The following is a 20,084-nucleotide window of genomic DNA, read 5'->3' as shown; positions in this document are numbered from 1 at the left end:
GACGCTGAACGGCATGACGACCACCATCATCGCCCTCACCCTGATCGTCGGCGTGCTGACCTTCGCCGCCGGCGCCTTCCTCGCCTCCGAAATCGCCACCCGCGTCCTGCGCCGTCGCGAACGGCTCGTCTCCGAAGAGCGCAAGAAGCTCAACGCCGCCTGGAGCTACCTGCGGGAGGTGTACGGCGTCAAGAAACCGACCAAGCGTTAGAGCGGGGTGACGTACGCGCCGGAGATGCCGCCGTCGACGAGGAACTGCGACGCCGTGATGAAGCTGGCGTCGTCGCTGGCCAGGAACGCGACCGCGGCCGCGATCTCCGACGGTTCGGCGAACCGGCCGACCGGGACGTGCACCAGGCGCCGCGCCGCGCGTTCCGGGTCCTTCGCGAACAGCTCCTTGAGCAGCGGGGTGTTCACCGGTCCCGGGCACAGCGCGTTGACGCGGATGTTCTCCCGCGCGAACTGCACGCCGAGTTCGCGGCTCATCGCGAGCACGCCGCCCTTGGACGCGGTGTAGGAGATCTGCGACGTCGCCGCGCCCATCACCGCCACGAACGAGGCCGTGTTGATGATCGAGCCCTTGCCCTGGCGCTGCATGTGCGGCAGGACGGCCTTGCAGCAGTGGTAGACCGACGTCAGGTTGACGCGCTGGACGCGCTCCCACGCCTCGATGCCGGTGGTGAGGATGGAGTCGTCCTCCGGCGGCGAGATGCCGGCGTTGTTGAAGGCGACGTCGACCGAGCCGAACTGCTCCACCGTGCTGTGGAACAGGTTCTCGACCTGCTCGGCGTCGGTGACGTCGGTCTGGATGAACGCGCCGCCGATCTCGTCGGCGGCCGCCTTGCCCTCGGCCGGCGTGAGGTCCGCGATGACGACCTTCGCGCCTTCGCTCGCCAGGCGGCGGGCCGAGGCGAGCCCGATGCCGCTTGCGCCCCCGGTGATCACCGCGACGCGGCCTTCGAAACGCTGGACCATTACTCCTCCGTGCTCAGAAATACGTTCTTGGTTTCGGTGAACGCCGCCGCGGCGTCCGGGCCCAGCTCGCGGCCCAGGCCGGACTGCTTGAAGCCGCCGAACGGCGTCCAGTAGCGCACCGACGAGTGCGAGTTCACCGACAGGTTGCCGGCTTCGACGCCGCGCGCCACCCGGAACGCGCGGCCGGCGTCGCGGGTCCAGATCGACCCGGACAGGCCGTACTCGGTCGCGTTGGCCATCCGGATCGCGTCGGCCTCTTCCGTGAACGGCACGACGGCGACGACCGGGCCGAAGACCTCGTCCGCCGCGGCCGGGTGGCGCAGGTCCGGCGGGGTGAGGACGGTCGGCGGGAACCAGAAGCCGCGGCCATCCGGCGCGTGGCCGCGGATCGCGACGGGCGCGTCGTCCGGCACGTAAGAAGCCACCTTCTCCCGGTGCGCGGCCGAGATCAGCGGGCCCATCTCGGTCTTCTCGTCGGCGGGGTCGCCGACGACGACGCCGTGCACCGCGGGCTCGAGCAGCTCCATGAAGCGGTCGTAAACGCCGGCCTGCACCAGGATCAGCGACCGTGCGCAGCAGTCCTGGCCGGCGTTGTCGAAGACGCCGTAGGGCGCGGTCGCCGCGGCCTTCTCCAGGTCGGAGTCGGCGAAGACGATGTTGGCGTTCTTGCCGCCCAGCTCCAGCGTCACGCGCTTCACCTGCGCCGCGCAGCCCGCCATGATCTGCTTGCCGACCTCGGTCGAGCCGGTGAAGACGACCTTGCGCACGGATGGGTGCTCGACGAACCGCTGCCCGACCACGGACCCCTTGCCGGGCAGCACCTGGAAGACGTCCTCCGGGATACCGGCCTCGCGCGCCAACTCGGCGAGCCGCAGCGCGGTCAACGGCGTCAGCTCGGCGGGCTTCAGGACGACGGTGTTCCCGGCGGCGAGCGCGGGCGCGAACCCCCAGCCGGCGATCGGCATCGGGAAGTTCCACGGCACGATCACGCCGACCACGCCCAGGGGCTCCTGGAACGTGACGTTGACGCCGCCCGGGACGGGAATCTGCTTGCCGATCAGGCGTTCCGGGGCCGCGGAGTAGTAGTTGAGCACGTCGCGGACGTTGCCCGCCTCCCAGCGGGCGTTGCCGATGGTGTGCCCGGAGTTCTCGACCTCCAGCCGCGCGAGGTTCTCGATGTCGGCCTCGACGGCGTCGGCGAAGCGGCGCAGCAGCCGCGCGCGGTCGCCGGGGGTGACGTCGCGCCACGCCGGGAACGCCGCCTGCGCGCGGGCGATCGCCGCGTCGGTCTCCTCGGCGCTCGTCAGCGCGACCGTCCGCACCACCTCCTCGGTGGCGGGGTTCAGGACGTCGAACGTGGTCATCTACTTCTCCTTGCTCGCGTCGACGAGAGCCTGGAACAGCCGGACGTCGTCGCTGTCCTGCTCGGGGTGCCACTGGACGCCCAGCGTGAACTCGCCGGGCACTTCCGCGGCCTCGATCGTGCCGTCGGCGGACCACCCGACGGCCTCCAGGCCGGTGCCGAGCCGGTCGATGGCCTGGTGGTGGTAGCACAGGGTCTTGGTCTCGGGCCCCAGGATGGCGGCGGCCCGGCTCCCCTCGGCCAGCGTGACGGTGCCCCGGCCGAACGTCGCCGGCGCGGGCTGGTGCTCGGTGGTGCCCGCGCTTTCCGGCAGGTGCTGGGCCAGGGTGCCGCCGAGGGCGACGCTCATCACCTGCAGGCCGCGGCACACGCCGAGCACCGGTTTGCCCGCCTTGCGCGCGGCTTCGAACAGGCCGAACTCGAAGGCGTCGCGCTCCGGCCGGACGTAGGTGGCCGGGTGCGGCTCGTGGCCGTAGCGCGCGGGCTCGACGTCGGCGCCGCCGGTGAGGACCAGCCCGTCCACAGTGGACACCAGCCGGTCGTACGCGTCGGACACCGGCGGGAGCACCACCGGGATGCCACCCGCCGCGACGACGCAGTCGACGTAGAACCGGTGCAGCAGCACGGCTTCGGCCTCCCACACCAGGAACTTCGCGGGTTCCAGGTAGCTGGTGAGGCCGATGACGGGCCGGTGGTCAGAGGCGCTCGAAGCCACGGATCAGCTCCCAGTCGGTGACGGCGGCGTTGTAGGCGTCGATTTCGATCTTCGCCGCGTTCAGGTAGTGGTCGACGACGTCGTCGCCGAAGGCCGAACGCGCCAGGCGGCTGCCCGCCAGGGCCGCGGCGGCCTCGGGCAGGGTGGTCGGCACGGTGTCCCGGCCGGAGCTGTAGGCGTTGCCGGTGAACGGCTCTTCCAGCTCCAGCTCGTTCTCGATGCCGTGGAGCCCGGCGGCGACGAGCGCGGCGACGGCGAGGTACGGGTTGACGTCGCCGCCCGGCACCCGGTTCTCCACGCGCAGCGACTCGCCGTGGCCGACGACGCGCAGCGCGCAGGTGCGGTTGTCGGTACCCCAGGCGATGGCGGTCGGCGCGAAGCTGCCGGGGACGAACCGCTTGTAGGAGTTGACGTTCGGCGCGAGGAAGTACGTCAGCTCGTGCAGCCCGGCGAGCTGGCCGGCCAGGAAGTGCTCCATCAGCTTGGAGAAGCCGTGCTCGCTCTCCCCCGCCAGGACGGCGCGGCCCTCGGTCGAGCGCAGGCTGATGTGGATGTGGCAGGAGTTGCCCTCGCGCTCGTTGTACTTCGCCATGAAGGTGAGGCTCTTGCCCTCCTGCGCGGCGATCTCCTTGGCGCCGTTCTTGTACACGCTGTGGTTGTCGCACGTGCTCAGGGCATCGGTGTAGCGGAAGGCGATCTCCTGCTGGCCGGGGTTGCACTCGCCCTTGGCGGACTCCGGGTAGAGCCCGGCGCCGGCCATGTCGTTGCGGATCCGGCGCAGCAGCGGCTCCAGCCGCGCGGTGCCGAGCATCGAGTAGTCCACGTTGTACTGGTTGGCGGGCTTGAGGCCGTGGTAGCGCCTGTCCCAGGCCGCCTCGTAGGTGTCGTCGAAGACGATGAACTCGAGCTCGGTGCCGACGTAGGCGGCCAGTCCCCGCTCGGTGAGCCGGTCGAGCTGGCGGCGCAGGATCTGGCGCGGCGACACCGACACCGGCCCGCCCTGCACGCGCTCGACGTCGGCCAGCACCAGCGCGGTGCCCTCCTGCCACGGGACCTCGCGCAGGGTTTCGAGGTCGGGGCGCAGCACGAAGTCGCCGTACCCGCTGTCCCAGGAGGAGAGGGCGTACCCGCCGACGGTGTTCATGTCGACGTCCACGGCCAGCAGGTAGTTGCAGGCCTCGGTGGCGTGGCCGACGACCTCGTCCAGGAAGTACTCGGCCGAGCAGCGCTTGCCCTGCAGCCTGCCCTGCATGTCGGTGAGGGCGACGAGCACGGTGTCGATCGTGCCCGCGTCCACGCGCGCCCGGAGTTCGTCGAGCGTGAGCATGCCTCGCCTGCGTGCCATCGTCGCCCCAAAGGTTTAGTATGAATCCTTTGCCGGTCCTTCCTACCCGGTGACCAGATCGGGGTCAACCCGAGAAAAGGTATTTTCTTGAACCATTGGGTCGGCGGTCGGATTGTCCGGGTTGCCCGGCTGAGAAGAGTCTGTGAATTCGCTCGCGCGGGAGGAAACCGCGGCGCTCACACGTTGGACAGGGCAAGAGAGGTGAGATCGATGACCACAGCATTCACGCAGCAGAGCACGATCGGACAGCAGCAGGCCCGGCCCCAGCTGCCGACCCTGCCCACCGGCTGGCCGATCGGTTCGTACGAGTCCTACGAGCAGGCACAGCGCGCGGTCGACCACCTCGCGGGCACCGACTTCCCCGTCACCGACGTCACGATCGTGGGCGTGGAGCCGCTGCTCGTCGAGCGGGTCGCGGGCAAGATGTCGTGGGGCAAGGTCCTCGGCAGCGCGGCGACGTCCGGCGCGCTGTTCGGCCTGTTCCTCGGTCTGATGCTCAGCTTGCTCAACCCGGGTGCGGGCCTGGTCCCGATCGTGATCGGCCTGGTCGCCGGGCTCGGGTTCAACCTGCTCTTCGGCGCACTGGGCTACGCGGTGAACCGGAACAAGCGCGGGTTCATCTCGCAGAGCCAACTGGTGGCCCGCCGCTACGACGTCCTGTCCCAGCCCCGCAACGCCGAGAAGGGCCGCGCGCTGCTGGCGGACCTGGCGGCGCGCAGCGCGTTCGGCCACTGACCCACCGAAGATCGAAGGCCGCCCCCGGGAAACCCGGAGGCGGCCTTCGCCGCGTCAGGAGCGGCCCCGACCGCTCCTGTCCCCCTACCTGGTCGGTGTCGCCGAGGCCGGCGGCGGCGTGGTGGTCGTGGGCGGCGGCACCGGCGCGACCGACGGGGTGGCCGGGACCGTCACCTTCGGGATCGCGGCGCTGAACGGCACGCCCGCGATCTCGCGGCAGGCCCCGCGGTACCCGTTGTAGCCGTTGTAGTTGCCCTGGTCGTCGGTGACGCCCTGCTCGATCTTCGGCCGCGGGAACCGGTTGTCCTCGCCGATCTTCTGCCTGCTGCCGCTCGCGCGCTCGCAGCCGTAGCGGGTCAGCGTGATCGGCCTGCCCTCTTCGTCGTAGAGGTAGACCTCGGTCAGCGGCTTGCCCTCGGCGTCGAAGGCGTAGACGTTCTCGACGTCGCGGCCGCCGTAGCTCAGCTGGTCGTTGCCGTAGTGGTCGGACGAAGACGGGTAGTACGACGACGGGCCCGAGTAGGAGTTCCCGCGGGCGAAGAGGTCGAGCACGGCGCCGAAGCCGCCCAGTGCGCCGCCGATGACGAAGGCCGAGATCGGCACGGCCACCCACAGCAGCCGCCGGTCGGCGCGCACCCGCGGACCCGCCCACAAGGCCCCGGCGGCGGCGAGGATCAGGAACGGCAGCAGCAGCACCGCATCCCGGTCCCGCAGCATGAACAACAGCCCGAACGCGACGAGCGCGACGGCGCACAGCACCCACCACGCCGGCTTGAGCGAACCGAGGTAGCGCAGGAACTTGCCGGTGTCCTCCTGCTCGCGCCCCTTGGCCATCGCGGTGCGCAGCCACTGCACCTCCGGCAGCGCCAGCACCGGTTCGACCCCGCCGCGCAGGAGCAGCACCAGGCTGACGAGGAACACCGGCGCGAACAGCAGCAGGCCGATGAGCACGTCGGGGTCGACGGCGACGGCGGCGCCGAACGCGAGCAGCGCGATGGCCAGCGCGCAGAGCACCAGGCCCCAGAACGCGACGCGCGGCTTCACCAGGCTGGGCGCGGCTGTCGTCGTGAGCACCTGCGTGGCGCCTTCCCCCGGCGCCGGGTATCCACCGGACGCGCGCAGTTCGGCGGCGTAGCTCTCGGGGGAGCCGAGTCGTTCGATCAGGGCCTCGACGCGGGCGCCTTCACCGAGCTCGCCCTCCAGTTCCGCCAGGTGCGGGCGGACGTCCTCGAGGATCTCTTCGATCTCGCTCGCGGGCAGGTCGGCGAGCGCGGTGCGGACCCGCGCCAGGTACACCCGCACGGCGGTCGGCTTGTCGCTCATGCTGCCTCTCCCAAAAGCACGTTCATCGTCGATGCGAAGCTCTGCCAGGTCTTGCCCGACTCCGCCAGCCGGGCCCGGCCCGGCTCGTTCAGGCTGTAGTACTTGCGGTGGGGCCCCTCTTCGCTGGGCACCACGTACGAGGTCAGCAGGCCGGCCTTGTACAGCCGGCGCAACGTCCCGTACACCGACGCATCCCCCACCTCGTCCAGGCCGGCGGCCCGGAGTCTTCGCAGGACGTCGTACCCGTAGCCGTCTTCCGCGCGGAGCACCGCGAGAACGGCGAGATCGAGCACGCCCTTGAGCAGCTGACTGATCTCCACTGCACCCTCCAGTCTTGCGCTTGGAAAGGTACCACGCAATGCACAGTAGTGCGCACGGCGGAGGGCCGGCACGCGTGGCGGTCCGCTCAGGCCCGGGTGTCGACCGGCCGCTCGAAGAAGGATTCGAGGACCACGATCGTCTGCGTGCCGGTGACGCCGTCGATCGCGAAGAGCCGGCGCAGCGACGCCTGGAGGTCCTCGGTCGTCGCCGTGCGCACCTTGACCAGCAGCGACGCCGGGCCCGCGATGACGTGGGCCTCCACAACTTCCGGCAGCGCTTCGAGGGCTTCGCGCACCGGGTGGTCACCCATCCAGGCGTTCGCTTCGACGAGCACGAAGGCCGCGACCCCGCGGCCGACGGCGGCCGGGTCGACGTCCACGGTGGTCCGCCGGATGACGTTCTGGTCCCGGAGCTTGCGCACGCGCTCGTGGGCGGCGCCCGCGGAGAGCCCGACGGCCTTGCCGAGGGCGGTGTACGCCTGCGTGGCGTCGCGCTGGAGCTCGTTGAGCAGTATGCGATCTACTTCATCCACAACTTGACCATATCAGGTTCGGTCATCCATGCTTTTGACAGAATTTCATGAGGAGTGAGTGATGGACCTGATCAAGACGGACTTCCAGCTGCTGGATGAGCGGTTTGCGCGCGTCAACGGCGACGAGTGGACGCAGCGCCTGCACACGGGCTGCCGCTGGACGGAGGGGCCGGCGTACTTCCCGGCCGGCCGCTACCTGGTGTTCAGCGACATCCCGAACGACCGCACGCTGCGCTGGGACGAGACGACGGGCCGGGTCGGCGTGTTCCGTCAGCCGTCCGGGTACGCGAACGGCCACACGGTGGACCGTCGGGGCCGGCTGATCAGCTGCGAGCAGGGTCCCCGCCGCGTGACGCGCACCGAACACGACGGCTCGATCACGGTGCTGGCGTCGGAGTACCGGGGGAAGCGCCTGAACAGCCCGAACGACGTCGTCGAGCACTCGGACGGGTCAATCTGGTTCACCGACCCGAGTTACGGCATCGACAGCGACTACGAGGGGTACCGAGCCGAGAGCGAGATCGGCGCCTGCCACGTGTACCGGGCAGCCCCGGACGGCTCGGTGACGATCGTCGCGGACGACTTCTCGCGGCCGAACGGGCTGGCGTTTTCGGCGGACGAGTCGCGGTTGTACATCGCGGACACGCGCCAGAAGCCGAGCCACCTCCGGGTGTTCGCGGTCGGCGAGAACGGAAAGCTGACGGGCGGCGAGATCTTCGCGACGAGCGACAGTGGCGGTTTCGACGGAGTGAGGGTGGACAGCGAAGGCCAGGTGTGGGCGGCGGCGCACGACGGCCTGCACTGTTTTGCTTCGGACGGAACGAGGATCGGGAAGCTGCGGATCCCGGAGGTGTGTTCGAACTTCACCTTCGGCGGAGCACGGGGGAACGAGCTGTTCATCACGGCTTCGAGCTCGCTGTACACGTTGCGGGTGACGGTGAACGGGGCTCGGTATCCGCGCTGATCGCGGGGTGGGGGCTAACTGGACGCACCCGCGCGGACCCGCTCCACCACCGCGGGCGGGGGGCTAGCCAGATGCGCCCGCCTCACCCACCCCACCACCGCCGGGCCGGCGCTAACCGGACGCACCCGCCTTCACCCGCTCCACCACCGCGTCGTGCCGGCGCCAGGCTCGGCTCACCTGGACCAGCCAGGCCGCCTCGGTCGCCACGTCCGCTTCCGTGTCCGGTTCCGCCGGATGGTCGGGTTCGCGGGCGAAGCGCTTTCCCGCGCGGCCCGCCTCGATCGCCGCCGCCAGGGTCACCGCTTCCACCGTGGCCGCCACCTCGGCTTCGCGGACTCCCGCGCGGCGCGCCGCCGCCTCCGCGCGGGCCGGGAGGTCCGGGTCGAAGTGGGCTCGCAGGGCCAGGTGGCCGTCGCGGATTTCGATGACCCGGCGGTACAGGGCGAACTCGGCGCCGCCCGCCAGTTCGCGGCCCGGGTCGAGCGCGATGCCCGGGACCGCCGTGCGCAACGCCGTCCACAACGGCTCGATGCGGCGGTAGGCGCGGTACGCGCGGACCCGGCCGATCACCGACGACACCGCCGGCGACCACGCGCTGAGCGTCGCCCCCGCTGTGACGAAGCCGATCGTCGCCGCGGCGAGCACCGACGACGGCAGGTCCTCGCGGGCACCGATCCGCGCCGTCCGCGCGAGCTCCACGACGTCGCCGACGTCCCAGAACGTCCACGCGGTCGCCGCGCCCACGCCGACGACCAGCAGCCACAGCCCGGCGCGCAACGGTCCCGGCTCCGCGTGCCACGCGCTGCGGACGAACACCGCGAACAGCAGGCCGAAGCTGACCAGGCTGTAGAACAAGAACAGGACCTTGTCGCCCAAGGCGAACGGCAGCGTGCCGGGAGAAAACACCGTCTCGTCGCCGACGCGCTCCGGCTCGGACAGCGCGAAACACACCCCGAGCAGCACCATCGTCGCCCCGGTGACCAGCGCGTGCGGGGCCGGCCGCGCGCCTTCGCCCCGCCACACCGCCTGCGTGAAAGCGACCGCGAAGCCGATCGCGCCCAGCTTCAGCTCGTCACCGGCCAGGGTCACGACCCACTCGAACACCGGGCCCGGACCGATCAGGGCCTCCATCGCCGGGGTCAGCACCACAATGCCGGTGGCGATGCAGATGCCGAAACCGGCGAGGAACCACATCGTGCGCACCGGCTGGCTGCGGCGCGCCTCGATCAGCTTGTACCCGAATCCGGCGAAGCCCACCACGCAGAGGTAGTAGGCGAGGGTTTCGATCACGGCGTGCGGCGGCGGGACCGCCCACCGAACAGCGAATCGAAGCGCCGCACGCCCTCCGGGACGCCGGGCGCGGGTTCGCGCGCCTGGGCGGGCCGGACGACGCGCTGCGCGAGCAGGCTCGCGACGAGCTCGGCTTCGCGCTCCTCGACCTCCGAGTAGGTGGTGCGTCCGAGCACGCGCCGGACCAGCTCGGGGGAAAGGTTCGGCATCAGCTGCCGCCCGGCCGCGGCGTCGATGGCCACGCCGTCGGCGCCCGCGTCGGAGCCGACGTGGCCGCACAGCAGGTGGCCGACCTCGTGCAGCAGGATGTGCCGCCGGTGCAGCGCGGTCGTGTTGGTCGGGTAGAGGATGTAGTCGGCGCGCTCGGTGCTCATCAGCAACCCGCACGGCGCGCCTTCGGGAGCACTGACCGGCATCAGTTCGATGGGGCGGCCGCGCTCGGCGGCCAGGCCCGCGACGAAGCCCTCGGCATCGAACGGTTCGGGCAGGCTGACGGTGTCGGCGACTTCGCGAGCCCGCCGCCAGAGTGAGCGGGCCGGTCGCCCCCGCCACGGTGGTCTCGCCACTTCAGCCCTCCCTCACCCCGCCACAGCCGAACCCTTCCAGCCGGATCAACGCGGCAGAGCTCCCGTGGTTGCGGCCGGAGGCAAATCCGACGCGCGGACGCCGGAGGTGGTTCCCCGCAGGTGGATCCCGGCCGGACCGGGCGATTCGCGGCGAGCCCCGTGAGACCGCGGCCCGGCCTGCGGCAACCGCCATCCTCAGCTCTCCTTCTTCGAACCGCCGCGACCGGCCTCCCTTCGGGCGATCGCGTCGATCATGTCGCTGATCGTGTCGAGGCCGTCCGACGACAACGTCACCGCGCGCAACGCCAGGTCCCGGACCCCAGCGTCGCGCAGGGCACCCAGCAGGGCCAGCTCTTCGGCGATCTTCCGGCTCTGTTCGTCGTCGAAGAAGTACGCCGGCGGCACTCCGAAGAACTGCGCGAGTGCTTCGAGGTGCCGCTTGGTCGGGTTGTCGCGGCGGCCGGTGCGCAGCTGCCACAAGTACGTCGTCGAAAAGCTCTCGCCCGTGGCCTCACGGCAGGCCTTGGCGGCCTCTTCGTTGCTGTACGGCTCCCGATCGGGCCTGCGGACCACGTGGAACAGCCGGTCGATCTTGTCGGCCAGCGTCGACTTTCCGGGCTCGTTGACCACGATGCACTCCCTCAGCTACCAGGCGTATTCATCCTAGCTGAAAGGCGAACCCCATTTATCAACCCGAGTTCGCCCTCGGCCGGGGCTGGCACCGCGGGCAGGAAAACGACGACCGGTTCATGAACGGCTCCCGCCGGATCGCCGTGCCGCACCGGTGGCACGGCATCCCCTCCTGGCCGTACGCGTCGAGCGACCGGTCGAAGTACCCCGACTGCCCGTTGACGTTCACGTACAGCGCGTCGAACGACGTGCCGCCCGCGCCCAGCGCCGCGTTCATCACGTCCGACGCCGCCGACAGCAGCTCGCGGCCCTTCGCCATGGTCAGCTTTCCGGTCGGCCGGGACCAGTGCAGCCGAGCGCGCCACAGCGCCTCGTCCGCGTAGATGTTGCCGATCCCCGACACCAGCGTCTGATCGAGCAGCGCCCGTTTGACCTCGGTGCGCCGCGATCGCAACGCACGCACGGCGGCGTCGAGGTCGAACTCCGGGTCCATCGGGTCACGCGCGATGTGCGCGATCGTGTCCGGGAGCAGCACGGCGTTGAGGTCGTCGAGCGCCAGGCCGCCGAACGTCCGCTGGTCGACGAAGCGCAGCTCCGGCCCGTCGTCGTCGAAGCGCAGCCGCACCCGCAGGTGCTTCTCGTCCGGCGCGCCCTCGGGCTGGACGAGCATCTGCCCGCTCATGCCGAGGTGGGCCAGCAGCGCCTCCTTGTCGGACAGCTCCAGCCACAGGTACTTGCCCCGGCGCCGCGCCGCCTCCACGCGGGTGCCGGCAAGCCGCTGCGTGAAGTCCTCCGCGCCGAGGGCGTGCCGGCGGATGGCGCGGGGGTGCAGGACCTCCGCCTCGCGGATGGTCCGCCCCGCGACGTGCGCCTGCAGACCCAGGCGGACCACTTCGACCTCGGGAAGTTCGGGCATACGGCCATTGTGCCCGGCAGGTACGACAGTTTTCGAAAAGCACCTACGGAGCGGTGGGGCCGACGTCCGCCTTGGTCAGCGGGACCCGGGTCGTCCCGGAGGCGAAGTACTCGTCGGCGCCGACGTCGAACGCGCCCGTGCGGGCTTGGGAGTCGAAATCCTTCGCGGCGTACGGGTACGACCCGGCACCCGCGTTGATCGCCGGACTGCCGGAAGCCAGCCGGTAGAGCCCGGCGGCGTCCTTGACCAGCTTAGGGTCGACAGCGCGCGACGGGATCCCCGCCGTCCCGCCGAAGGTGATGTTGCCCTCGTACTTCACCGTCGACCCGCTGGGCAGCGTGACGAGCGTGCCCGAGGTCCCCTTGACGATGTTGTCCGCGACCACGCAGTCCTTCGGCTTGAAGTCGCCGCCGTCGCCGTCGATGACGCTGTTCGAACCCAGCACCGTGTTGTACGCGACCGTCACGCGGTCCGGCCGGTCGTGGAGCTTGCTCGCCGGGCCGCTGTCGGCCTCGTTGCCGGAGCCGAAGACGATCGCGCGGTCGCCGGAATTCGCGACGTAGTTGCCGACGATCTTGTGGTCGTTGCCGTGGAACCGGATGCCGGAGCCGAACAGCAGATTGCCCTCCACGACGCTGCGGTTGCCGTGGCGCAGCACGAGGTAGCCCCTGCTGTCGCGGATCGTGTTGTCCCGCACCACGTTGTCGGACGACTTGACGGAGATCGCCTCGCTGTCGCCGTCGGCCTTTTCGAACAGGTTGTTCTCGATCAGCGCGTTCGCGGTGTACGACTGGCGGTCGCTCAGCCCGAGCCGGAGGGACTCGCCGCCGTTCGAACCGGAGAACTGGTGGTTGAAGAAGTAGTTGTGGTGCACGTGAACGCGCTTCGCCATGGCACCGGACGGCCCGAGGATCTGCAGGAACACGCCCTGGCTGGTGCGGTTCTGGAAGACGTTGCGGTCGACCACGGTGTCGTCACCGCTGACGGTCACCCAATTGCCGTCGCTCGTGAGCTGGAAGTCGTTGCGGGTCAGGCGGTTGCGGGACGCGCCCGCGGGGACGCTCAGCGCAGCGCCGCCCCTGAACTTGAAGCCCCGCAGCACGACGTTCGAGACACCGCTCGCGAAGGCGAACGTCTTCGAGCCGGTGATGGTGGCCTGGCCGGTGTGCTCGGCGGCGATCGTCACGGGCGCCGAGCCGGTGCCGGACCGCTTGATCGACAGCGTCGAGCCCGCGGAGTAGCTCCCGTCGGCGAGCGCGATGGTGTCGCCGGGATTCGCCTTGTCCATGGCGGACTGCAGGGCCGCCAGCGACGTGACGCGGATCTGCGCGGCCGATGCCGAAGGGCCGGGTACGACGACGAGGGCCGCCGCGATCAGGGGAACGAAGAACAGACGCATCCGCCAAACCTCTCAGTGGGACCAGCGCGGCGGATGATCATCACGCTACTGAGCGGCAGGCGGCATCGTCAACGGGGGTTCCCGCTGATCAGGACTCCGGTTCGGCGGCCTTCTTCTGCGCCTCGAGTTCGGCGGACAGCGAACGCCACGCCGTCTCGGCGGCCTTCTGCTCGGCTTCCTTCTTCGTCGACCCGGCACCGTCGCCGAGGGGACGGCCGGCGACGAGCACCGTGGCCGTGAACTCCTTGCGGTGATCCGGCCCGGTGTCTTCGACCTTGTACTCGGGCACGCCGAGGCCGGCCGACGCGGTCAGCTCCTGCAGGCTCGTCTTCCAGTCGAGCCCGGCCCCGCGCAGCGGCGCTTCGGCGAGCAGGCCGTCGAAGAGGTGGTGCACGAGCTTGCGCGCGATCTCGATGCCGTGTTCGAGGTACACGGCGCCGATCACCGCCTCCAGCCCGTCGGCGAGGATGCTCGCCTTGTCCCGGCCGCCGGTGAGCTCTTCGCCCTTGCCGAGCAGCAGGTGCGCCCCGAGCCCGCCCTCGCCGAGCCCGCGTGCCACCCGCGCCAGTGCGTGCATGTTGACCACGCTGGCGCGGAGCTTCGCGAGCTGACCTTCGGGCAGGTCAGGGTGCGTGTTGTACAGGTGATCGGTGACGACGAGGCCGAGCACGGCGTCACCGAGGAACTCCAGCCGCTCGTTCGGCGGCAGCCCCCCGTTTTCGTACGCGTACGAACGGTGGGTCAGCGAAAGCCGGAGCAGCTCGGGGTCGAGTGTGACCCCGAGCGCTTCGAGCAACGGCGCCGGATCGGCCGGTGGTCCCCCGGGCGTCTTGCCCCCCATGTCGGCTACCCGATCAGGCGGGCTCGACGACCTGGCGGCCGTTGTGCTGGCCGCACGACGGGCACGCGATGTGCTGGAGCTTCGGCTGCTTGCAGGCGCGGTTGGAGCAGGGCACCAGCTGCACCGGAGCCGCCTTCCACTGGCTGCGGCGGGAGCGCGTGTTGGATCGCGACATCTTCCGCTTCGGGACGGCCACGAGTAGATCTCCTTATGACGGTCTGCTCGCGGTGCGAGCGAACTTCCTCCGGAACGAGCTGGGTCGCTCGTCAGGCTTGCTCAGCGGGACCCGGCGCAGGCTTTTCGCCCGCATTCTCGTCGAAGCGCTCGACCAGTGCGGCCCACCGAGGGTCTATCTTCTCATGCCCGTGTCCGGGCTCGAGATCGGCCCACTTGACGCCGCATTCGATGCACAGCCCGGCACAGTCCTCGGTGCACAGCGGCGCCAGCGGCAGGGCCAGCACGACGGCGTCGCGGACGGTGGGCTCGAGGTCGATCCGGTCGTCGACCAGCCGCGGGATCTCGTCCTCGTCGGTGGTCTCCTCCGTGGCCGACCCCGGGTAGGCGAACAGCTCCTGGACCTCGACCTCGACCTCCTCGATCAGCGGGTCGAGGCAGCGGGCGCACACGCCGTGGGCGGTCGCCTTCGCGGTGCCGCTGACCAGCACCCCTTCGACGACGGACTCGAGCATCAGGTCGAGCCGGAGCTCGGAGCCGGCGTCGATGGTGATCACATCGGGGACGCCGAGCGGCGTCTCCACCGGCACGCTGCGCCGGACGGCGCGGCTGAGGCCGGCGTGACGGCCGAGCTCACGGGTGTCGATCACCCACGGGCTGCGGTCGTCGATCTGGGGGGTCTTGTTCTCGGACATCTTGTCCAGAGTACGCAGGGTGTGCCACCGCTTTTGAGCAGGGACGGCGTGCGGGGCCCACCGGCCGAGATGCGTGTCACACCTGGTAGTCGTAGAGCGTCGGGCGGCCGCCCGAGCTCGGCAGGTTCGCCGGGGAGCGCAGGTGGTTGCGGCCCGAGTCGACCGTGCGCAGCGTCGTCGCCAGCAGCTCCGAGAACTCCGCCAGCTTGCCGTCGACGTAGGCGTCGCAGTCCGCGCGCTGGCGGTCGGCCTCGGCGTGGGCCTCGTCGACGATGCGGGCCGACTCGGCGTGCGCGGCCTGGACGACCTCGGTCTGCGCGACGAGGCGGGCCTGCTCGGCGCGGCCGTCCTCGATCGCGCGGTCGTAGGCGTCGCGGCCGGCCTGGACCATGCGCTCCGACTCGGCGCGCGAGCGGTCGGTGAGGTTCTGGTACTCGGCCTGGCCCGCCGCCACCGTGCGGTCGGCCTGGTCGTGCGCGTCGGCGAGCATCTGCTCGGCGCGGGCGCGCGCGTCGGCGAGGATGCGCTCGGCTTCGTCGGTCGCGTCGGCGATCGCGCGCTCGGCCTCGGCGTTCGCGCCGGCGACCGTCTCACCCGCTTCCTTGCGGGCGGCGTGGATCAGGTCGTCCCGCTTGTCGAGGACGTCCTGGGCGTCGTCGATCTCCGCGGGCAGCGCGTCGCGGACGTCGTCGAGGAGTTCGAGCACGTCTCCCCGGGGTACGACGCAGCTGGCCGTCATCGGGACGCCGCGCGCCTCCTCGACGATGGTGACGAGCTCGTCGAGCGCCTCGAAAACCCGGTACACGGCAACTCCAATCCCCTGTCGCTGTGTTCCAGTCTGCCCGCATCGGGCGCCGAAGCGGTGAAGGCGCACGGCACCGGGCGTGTCCTCTTCGGCGGACCCGCCCGGTGGCCGTCGCGAAGCTCAGGAAGCCGGGTCGATCCGCTTGAAGGTGACGTAGCGGTCGGGTGTGTAGGCGAGCTCGCCCGCCTTGCCGGAGATCACGCGGTCGTTCGTGCCCACCGCGAACAGCCGGTAGTAGCCGGACGCGCAGGCCGGGAGCACGCCTTCCCGGTTCTCGTAGGTCGTGCCGGTGGCCGCGCCGCCGCGGACGTCGTCCACGACGGCCTTCGCCGCCGAGGACAGCTGGGAGTAGCCGATCTTCGCCAGGCCCGACAGGTCGCCGCACGCGTGCGTGGTGCCGCCGCCGACGTCGATGACCTTGAAGGTGGCGTAGTGGTCGCCGGTGTAGAAGTACTCGCCGCCGCTGCCGGTCACGATGCGGCGCGTGCCGCGGGTGCTCGAACCCGGCGTGGGCACCGTGTACTCGTGGTAGTAGCCCGACGCGCAGGCCGGGAGGACGCCTTCCCGGTTGTCGAAGACGACGCCGTCGTTCTGCGGGTAGGGGAAGGGGCCGCCCTTCCGGATCAGGTTGTAGGTGGTCGTCGCTTCGGCCGGGAGCGCCGGGAGCGTCGTGTGGGAGAACCCGGCGAGGTTCCCGCAGGAGTTCTGCTCGGCGACGGCCGGTGAGTTCGGCACCGCTTCGGCGGCGGTGACCCCGGCGAACAGCGTGGCGAGGAGCGCGAAGAGGACCGCGACCAGGCGTGATCGGTAGTTGGTCATTTTCGGACCGTAACCCGATCGGATGATCGTCAGAAGACGACGACGTGAACTCCGCCACCACCGCACCCAAGTCCCGACGAACGGAGGGGGCCGAACGACGGGAACCGGACACGCCGGTGTCCCTTGTGGAGGATCAGCGCCCGAGCTTCGGGAACTTCCCCGAGAGCCGCTCGTAGACGATCGGCGGTACGAGGTGCTCGATGTCCCCGCCGAGCGCGGCGACTTCCTTGACCAGCGAGCTCGACACGAAGCCGTACGCCGGGTTGTTCGCCATCAGCAGCGTCTCGACGCCGGTGAGCTCGCGGTTCATCTGCGCCATCTGCAGTTCGTAGTCGAAGTCGCTGACCGAGCGCAGGCCCTTGGCGATCGCCGCGATGTCGTGGTCGCGGCAGTAGTCGACCAGCAGGCCCTCCCAGGCGTCGACCCGCACGTTCGGCAGCTTCGCGGTGATCTCGCGCAGCATCTCCAGGCGCTCCTCGATCTCGAAGAGGCCCTTCTTGCTCTTGTTCACCCCCACCGCGACGACGACCTCGTCGAACAGCCGGCTGGCCCGTTCGATGATGTCGAAGTGCCCGTTGGTGGCCGGATCGTAGGAACCGGGACAGACCGCACGCCGCATGGCGCGGACGCTACCGTGCCGCACCGGGTCTCCGCCGTGTGGCTCACGCCACAGCCGCGTACTCCGCCCAGAAGACGGCGGTGTCGCCGTACTTCTTCGCGCGCGAAGGCTCGAAGCCCGCGGGCCAGTCCGGCTCGCCGTCACGGGCCGCGCGTTCGACCACCACGAGAGCGCTCTCCCCCAGCCAGCCGCCCGCCGCCAGCGAGGCCAGCACCTTGCCGAGCGCGGCCGAGTCCACGGCGTACGGCGGGTCGGCCAGCACCAGGTCGAACGATCGGGGCGCGGGGGCGGCGACCACCGCTTCGACCTGCCCCGCCCGGACCGTGCCGCCCAGGCCCAGCGCCGCGACGTTGCCGCGCAGGACGTCCACGGCACGCCGGTCGGATTCCACGAACACCGCGTCCGCCGCGCCGCGCGAAAGGGCTTCGAGGCCGAGCGCGCCGGACCCGGCGTAGAGGTCCAGGACGTGGGCGCCGTCCAGCTCGCCCGCCGTCTCGAGGGCGTTGAACAGGGCTTCCCGCACGCGTTCCGACGTCGGCCGGGTGCCCTTCGGCGGCACCTTCAGCCGCCGTCCGCCCGCCGTCCCGGCCACGATCCTGGTCACCCCCCGATTGTGAGGGGACGGCGCGCGGCGCGGATGACCGGGACACGGGTGTCCCCGCCCGGGCCACCGCGTAGAGTCGTTCTTCGCCCTCGGAGGCGATCCCAAAGCTGTCAAGGAGCCATGCGTGTCGGAACCTCGGGTCAGACGGGCCGAGATCGCCATCGAACAAGCCCACGTCGATCGCGTGTACACGCGTCTGGACGAACTGCGGGCCCAAGCCGAGGCGATGCGCACGAAGGGCTACGAAATCGGCCAGGGAGCGCAGCGCGAAGCGATCTTCGAGCAGGCGTCGATGCTGTTCGAGCGCGACATGATGGTCTACCACGCCAACCAGACGCTGCAGAGCCTCGACGCCGAGTACGAGGGGCTCGTCTTCGGCCGGCTGGACGACCGCGAGGGAGAACGCACCTACGTCGGCAGGCTCGGCATCCGCGACGCCGAGTTCGACAACCTCGTCACGGACTGGCGCGCCCCGGCCGCGGCGGCGTTCTACCAGGCCACGGCCGAGGAACCGATGGACGTCGTGCGGCGGCGCGTGATCCGCTGCTCGGGCCAGAACGTCCTCGACGTCGACGACGACGTCCTGATGGCCGACGCCGTGCCCGAGGACATGCAGATCGTCGGCGAAGGCGCGTTGATGGCCGCCCTCGGGCGCTCGCGCGGCGAGAAGATGCGCGACATCGTCGCGACCATCCAGAAGGAACAGGACGAGGTCATCCGGGCGCCGTGGCGCGGCGTCACCGAGATCACCGGCGGGCCGGGCACCGGCAAGACCGCGGTCGCGCTGCACCGCGCCGCCTACCTGCTGTACCGCTACCGGCGTCAGCTCGGCGGCGCCGGGGTGCTCGTGATCGGGCCGTCCGGGGTCTTCACCAGCTACATCTCGCGGGTCCTCCCCTCGATGGGCGAGACGAACGTCGAACTGCGCGCGCTCGGCGAGGTCCTCGACGGCCTGGAGGCGACGCGGCAGGACGCGGCGCCGCTCGCCGCCGTCAAGGGGTCGCTGCGGATGCGGAAGGTGCTGCTGCGGGCGCTGCGCGACACGCCGCCGGAAGCGCCGGAGGAGATGCGGATCGTCTACCGCGGCGAGGTCCTCAAGCTGAACGCGCGCGAGCTGGAGAAGATCCGCCGCAAGGCCCACACGCAGGGCGCGCCGCCGAACCGGTCGCGGATCCGGGCGGCGGAGATGCTGCTGGACGCGCTGGCGGCGAAGGCCGAGGAGCACGCGAAGGACGACGGCAGGCAGCTCGACCGCGCCGAGCTGATCACCGACCTGGGCGAGCGGATCGACTTCCACCGCTTCCTGGTCGTGTGGTGGCCGGTGCTGTACCCGGCGCAGATCCTCAAGTGGCTGGGCGAAGAGAAGCGGCTGGCTTCGGTGGCGAAGGGCATCCTGAACCGGCGCGAGATCTCGATGCTGGCCGCGGACTTCGCGGACCGGTCGCGGGGCTGGTCCATCGCGGACGTGGCGCTGCTGGACGAGCTGCGCGTGCTGATCGGGCCGCCGCCGAAGCGCAAGCGGCGCCAGGTGATCGAGGTCGAGCCGGAGCGCTCGGGCGGGGCGCCGACGCGGCCGGAGCACTACGACGAGTACTCGCACGTGGTCGTCGACGAGTCACAGGACCTTTCGCCGATGCAGTGGCGGATGGTCGGCCGGCGCGGGAAGTACGCGAGCTGGACGGTGGTCGGGGACCCGGTGCAGAGCTCGTGGCCGGACCCGGCGGAGGCGGCTGCGGCGCGGGACCAGGCGTTCGGCGTCAAGACCGCGCGGCGCCGGTTCACGCTGCGCACGAACTACCGGAACTCGGCGGAGATCTTCGACCTGGCGGCGAAGGTGGTGGCCGGGCACGCGGAGTCCGGCGAACTGCCGGTGGCGGTCCGCCGCACCGGGGTCGAGCCGGAGGTCCGCCCGGTGGAGGCGGCCGGCCTGGCCTCGGCGACGCAGGCGGCGGTGAAGGAACTGCTGGGCGCGGTGGAGGGCACGGTCGGCGTCATCACGGCGATGGACCGGGTGCCCGAGGTAGCGGGCTGGCTGTCGGGTCAGGCCGACGAGCGGCTCAAGGTCGTGGGCAGCCTGGATTCCAAGGGCCTGGAGTACGACGCGGTGGTGCTGGTGGAGCCGGTCGACCTGATCACCGAGTCGACGACGGGCCGCCGGGTGCTGTACGTGGCCCTGACGCGGGCGACGCAGCAGCTGATCGTGCTGGCCTCGAACCCGGACTGGCTCCCGGCGGTCTGATCCCGAGCCTGGAGGGTCGACTCGCGCGATTGGAGCGCGGGAGACGCTGAAGGGCTCCTTCGAGGGGCGGGAGGCGGGTTCCCGTGCCCTTGAAGGAGCCCTTCAGACCCCCGGTGAGATGAACGTCGTGGGGACGTTTTCCGTCCGAGGGCATGTCTATCCGATCCGGGTTGTTCGGTGTCCGCGCGCAGCCACCGAACAACAATGCCGAACA

23 protein-coding genes are annotated in these 20,084 nt (G+C 70.7%); 4 read left to right on the top strand and 19 right to left on the bottom strand.

Going from position 1 to position 20,084, the window contains the following annotated elements:
* Nucleotides 1-13 precede the first annotated feature (13 nt).
* Entirely contained in the window at nucleotides 14-211 is a 198-nt protein-coding gene (locus tag AB0M80_RS30155) for a hypothetical protein (protein WP_364571672.1), read from the top strand.
* Here AB0M80_RS30155 and AB0M80_RS30150 read toward each other — a convergent pair.
* The 4 genes from AB0M80_RS30150 to AB0M80_RS30135 are packed head-to-tail and all read right to left on the bottom strand — an operon-like array spanning nucleotide 208 to nucleotide 4,380.
* Complete coding sequence (locus AB0M80_RS30150; protein WP_364571670.1) at nucleotides 208-975, bottom strand: 3-oxoacyl-ACP reductase; 768 nt, start codon at nucleotides 973-975, stop codon at nucleotides 208-210. The two genes, AB0M80_RS30155 and AB0M80_RS30150, sit on opposite strands and share 4 nt — an antisense overlap.
* Nucleotides 975-2,339 carry an aldehyde dehydrogenase family protein gene (locus AB0M80_RS30145; protein ID WP_364571668.1) on the bottom strand — a complete coding sequence of 455 codons (1,365 nt, stop codon included), beginning with the start codon at nucleotides 2,337-2,339 and terminating at the stop codon, nucleotides 975-977. The genes AB0M80_RS30150 and AB0M80_RS30145 overlap by 1 nt, the downstream gene beginning before the upstream one ends.
* Nucleotides 2,340-3,053: a gamma-glutamyl-gamma-aminobutyrate hydrolase family protein gene (locus tag AB0M80_RS30140; protein ID WP_364571666.1), complete on the bottom strand. Its 714-nt coding sequence runs from the start codon at nucleotides 3,051-3,053 to the stop codon at nucleotides 2,340-2,342.
* Nucleotides 3,034-4,380 carry a glutamine synthetase family protein gene (locus AB0M80_RS30135; RefSeq protein ID WP_364571709.1) on the bottom strand — a complete coding sequence of 449 codons (1,347 nt, stop codon included), beginning with the start codon at nucleotides 4,378-4,380 and terminating at the stop codon, nucleotides 3,034-3,036. The genes AB0M80_RS30140 and AB0M80_RS30135 overlap by 20 nt, the downstream gene beginning before the upstream one ends.
* 228 nt (nucleotides 4,381-4,608) lie before the next feature.
* Between AB0M80_RS30135 and AB0M80_RS30130 the strand changes: the two genes are divergently transcribed.
* Nucleotides 4,609-5,133: a general stress protein gene (locus tag AB0M80_RS30130; protein WP_364571664.1), complete on the top strand. Its 525-nt coding sequence runs from the start codon at nucleotides 4,609-4,611 to the stop codon at nucleotides 5,131-5,133.
* Between the two features lie 84 nt (nucleotides 5,134-5,217).
* Here AB0M80_RS30130 and AB0M80_RS30125 read toward each other — a convergent pair whose 3' ends face one another.
* From AB0M80_RS30125 to AB0M80_RS30115, 3 genes are all read right to left on the bottom strand, one after another.
* Entirely contained in the window at nucleotides 5,218-6,456 is a 1,239-nt protein-coding gene (locus AB0M80_RS30125; RefSeq protein WP_364571662.1) for a hypothetical protein, read from the bottom strand.
* A complete protein-coding gene (locus AB0M80_RS30120) occupies nucleotides 6,453-6,776 on the bottom strand; it encodes a PadR family transcriptional regulator (protein WP_364571660.1) in 324 nt (107 codons plus the stop codon). Before AB0M80_RS30120 ends, AB0M80_RS30125 begins: the two co-directional genes overlap by 4 nt.
* An 86-nt stretch (nucleotides 6,777-6,862) precedes the next feature.
* A complete protein-coding gene (locus tag AB0M80_RS30115) occupies nucleotides 6,863-7,309 on the bottom strand; it encodes an Lrp/AsnC family transcriptional regulator (RefSeq protein ID WP_364571658.1) in 447 nt (148 codons plus the stop codon).
* 61 nt (nucleotides 7,310-7,370) lie between these two features.
* On the opposite strand from AB0M80_RS30115, the gene AB0M80_RS30110 reads away from it, so the two are divergent.
* Nucleotides 7,371-8,273, top strand: coding sequence for an SMP-30/gluconolactonase/LRE family protein (locus AB0M80_RS30110; protein ID WP_364571656.1), 903 nt, complete (start codon nucleotides 7,371-7,373; stop codon nucleotides 8,271-8,273).
* 111 nt (nucleotides 8,274-8,384) lie between these two features.
* Here AB0M80_RS30110 and AB0M80_RS30105 read toward each other — a convergent pair whose 3' ends face one another.
* From AB0M80_RS30105 to rsmD, 12 genes are all read right to left on the bottom strand, one after another.
* Nucleotides 8,385-9,563: an MAB_1171c family putative transporter gene (locus tag AB0M80_RS30105; protein ID WP_364571654.1), complete on the bottom strand. Its 1,179-nt coding sequence runs from the start codon at nucleotides 9,561-9,563 to the stop codon at nucleotides 8,385-8,387.
* Nucleotides 9,560-10,129 carry a hypothetical protein gene (locus AB0M80_RS30100; protein ID WP_364571652.1) on the bottom strand — a complete coding sequence of 190 codons (570 nt, stop codon included), beginning with the start codon at nucleotides 10,127-10,129 and terminating at the stop codon, nucleotides 9,560-9,562. The genes AB0M80_RS30105 and AB0M80_RS30100 overlap by 4 nt, the downstream gene beginning before the upstream one ends.
* A gap of 195 nt (nucleotides 10,130-10,324) precedes the next feature.
* A complete protein-coding gene (locus AB0M80_RS30095) occupies nucleotides 10,325-10,759 on the bottom strand; it encodes an XRE family transcriptional regulator (protein ID WP_364571650.1) in 435 nt (144 codons plus the stop codon).
* A 58-nt stretch (nucleotides 10,760-10,817) separates the two neighbouring features.
* Complete coding sequence (gene mutM / locus AB0M80_RS30090; protein ID WP_364571648.1) at nucleotides 10,818-11,675, bottom strand: bifunctional DNA-formamidopyrimidine glycosylase/DNA-(apurinic or apyrimidinic site) lyase; 858 nt, start codon at nucleotides 11,673-11,675, stop codon at nucleotides 10,818-10,820.
* 43 nt (nucleotides 11,676-11,718) lie between these two features.
* On the bottom strand, nucleotides 11,719-13,074 hold the full coding sequence (locus tag AB0M80_RS30085; protein ID WP_364571646.1) for a polysaccharide lyase 6 family protein: 1,356 nt from the start codon (nucleotides 13,072-13,074) through the stop codon (nucleotides 11,719-11,721).
* A gap of 88 nt (nucleotides 13,075-13,162) precedes the next feature.
* Nucleotides 13,163-13,915 (bottom strand): ribonuclease III, encoded by a 753-nt coding sequence (gene rnc, locus AB0M80_RS30080; protein ID WP_364571644.1) that lies wholly within the window; start codon nucleotides 13,913-13,915, stop codon nucleotides 13,163-13,165.
* Nucleotides 13,916-13,928: 13 nt separating this feature from the next.
* Nucleotides 13,929-14,111: a 50S ribosomal protein L32 gene (rpmF, locus tag AB0M80_RS30075; protein ID WP_013223689.1), complete on the bottom strand. Its 183-nt coding sequence runs from the start codon at nucleotides 14,109-14,111 to the stop codon at nucleotides 13,929-13,931.
* A gap of 70 nt (nucleotides 14,112-14,181) precedes the next feature.
* Nucleotides 14,182-14,784, bottom strand: a complete 603-nt coding sequence (locus tag AB0M80_RS30070) for a YceD family protein (protein ID WP_364571642.1) — start codon at nucleotides 14,782-14,784, stop codon at nucleotides 14,182-14,184.
* 76 nt (nucleotides 14,785-14,860) lie between these two features.
* Nucleotides 14,861-15,589, bottom strand: a complete 729-nt coding sequence (locus AB0M80_RS30065; protein ID WP_103343880.1) for a DivIVA domain-containing protein — start codon at nucleotides 15,587-15,589, stop codon at nucleotides 14,861-14,863.
* Between the two features lie 120 nt (nucleotides 15,590-15,709).
* On the bottom strand, nucleotides 15,710-16,408 hold the full coding sequence (locus AB0M80_RS30060; protein WP_364571640.1) for a ribonuclease domain-containing protein: 699 nt from the start codon (nucleotides 16,406-16,408) through the stop codon (nucleotides 15,710-15,712).
* Between the two features lie 133 nt (nucleotides 16,409-16,541).
* On the bottom strand, nucleotides 16,542-17,027 hold the full coding sequence (gene coaD, locus AB0M80_RS30055; protein WP_364571638.1) for a pantetheine-phosphate adenylyltransferase: 486 nt from the start codon (nucleotides 17,025-17,027) through the stop codon (nucleotides 16,542-16,544).
* Nucleotides 17,028-17,070: 43 nt separating this feature from the next.
* On the bottom strand, nucleotides 17,071-17,631 hold the full coding sequence (gene rsmD / locus AB0M80_RS30050) for a 16S rRNA (guanine(966)-N(2))-methyltransferase RsmD (RefSeq protein ID WP_364571636.1): 561 nt from the start codon (nucleotides 17,629-17,631) through the stop codon (nucleotides 17,071-17,073).
* Between the two features lie 124 nt (nucleotides 17,632-17,755).
* On the opposite strand from rsmD, the gene AB0M80_RS30045 reads away from it, so the two are divergent.
* The gene (locus tag AB0M80_RS30045) at nucleotides 17,756-19,870 is read left to right on the top strand and encodes an ATP-binding domain-containing protein (protein ID WP_364571634.1); all 2,115 of its coding nucleotides are present in this window, start codon (nucleotides 17,756-17,758) and stop codon (nucleotides 19,868-19,870) included.
* Nucleotides 19,871-20,084 lie beyond the last annotated feature (214 nt).

This window comes from Amycolatopsis sp. NPDC051045 (genome assembly GCF_040682955.1).
GTDB lineage: Bacteria > Actinomycetota > Actinomycetes > Mycobacteriales > Pseudonocardiaceae > Amycolatopsis.
Note: the sequence above shows the minus strand (reverse complement) of the source record. Positions and strands in the feature narration are given on the sequence as shown.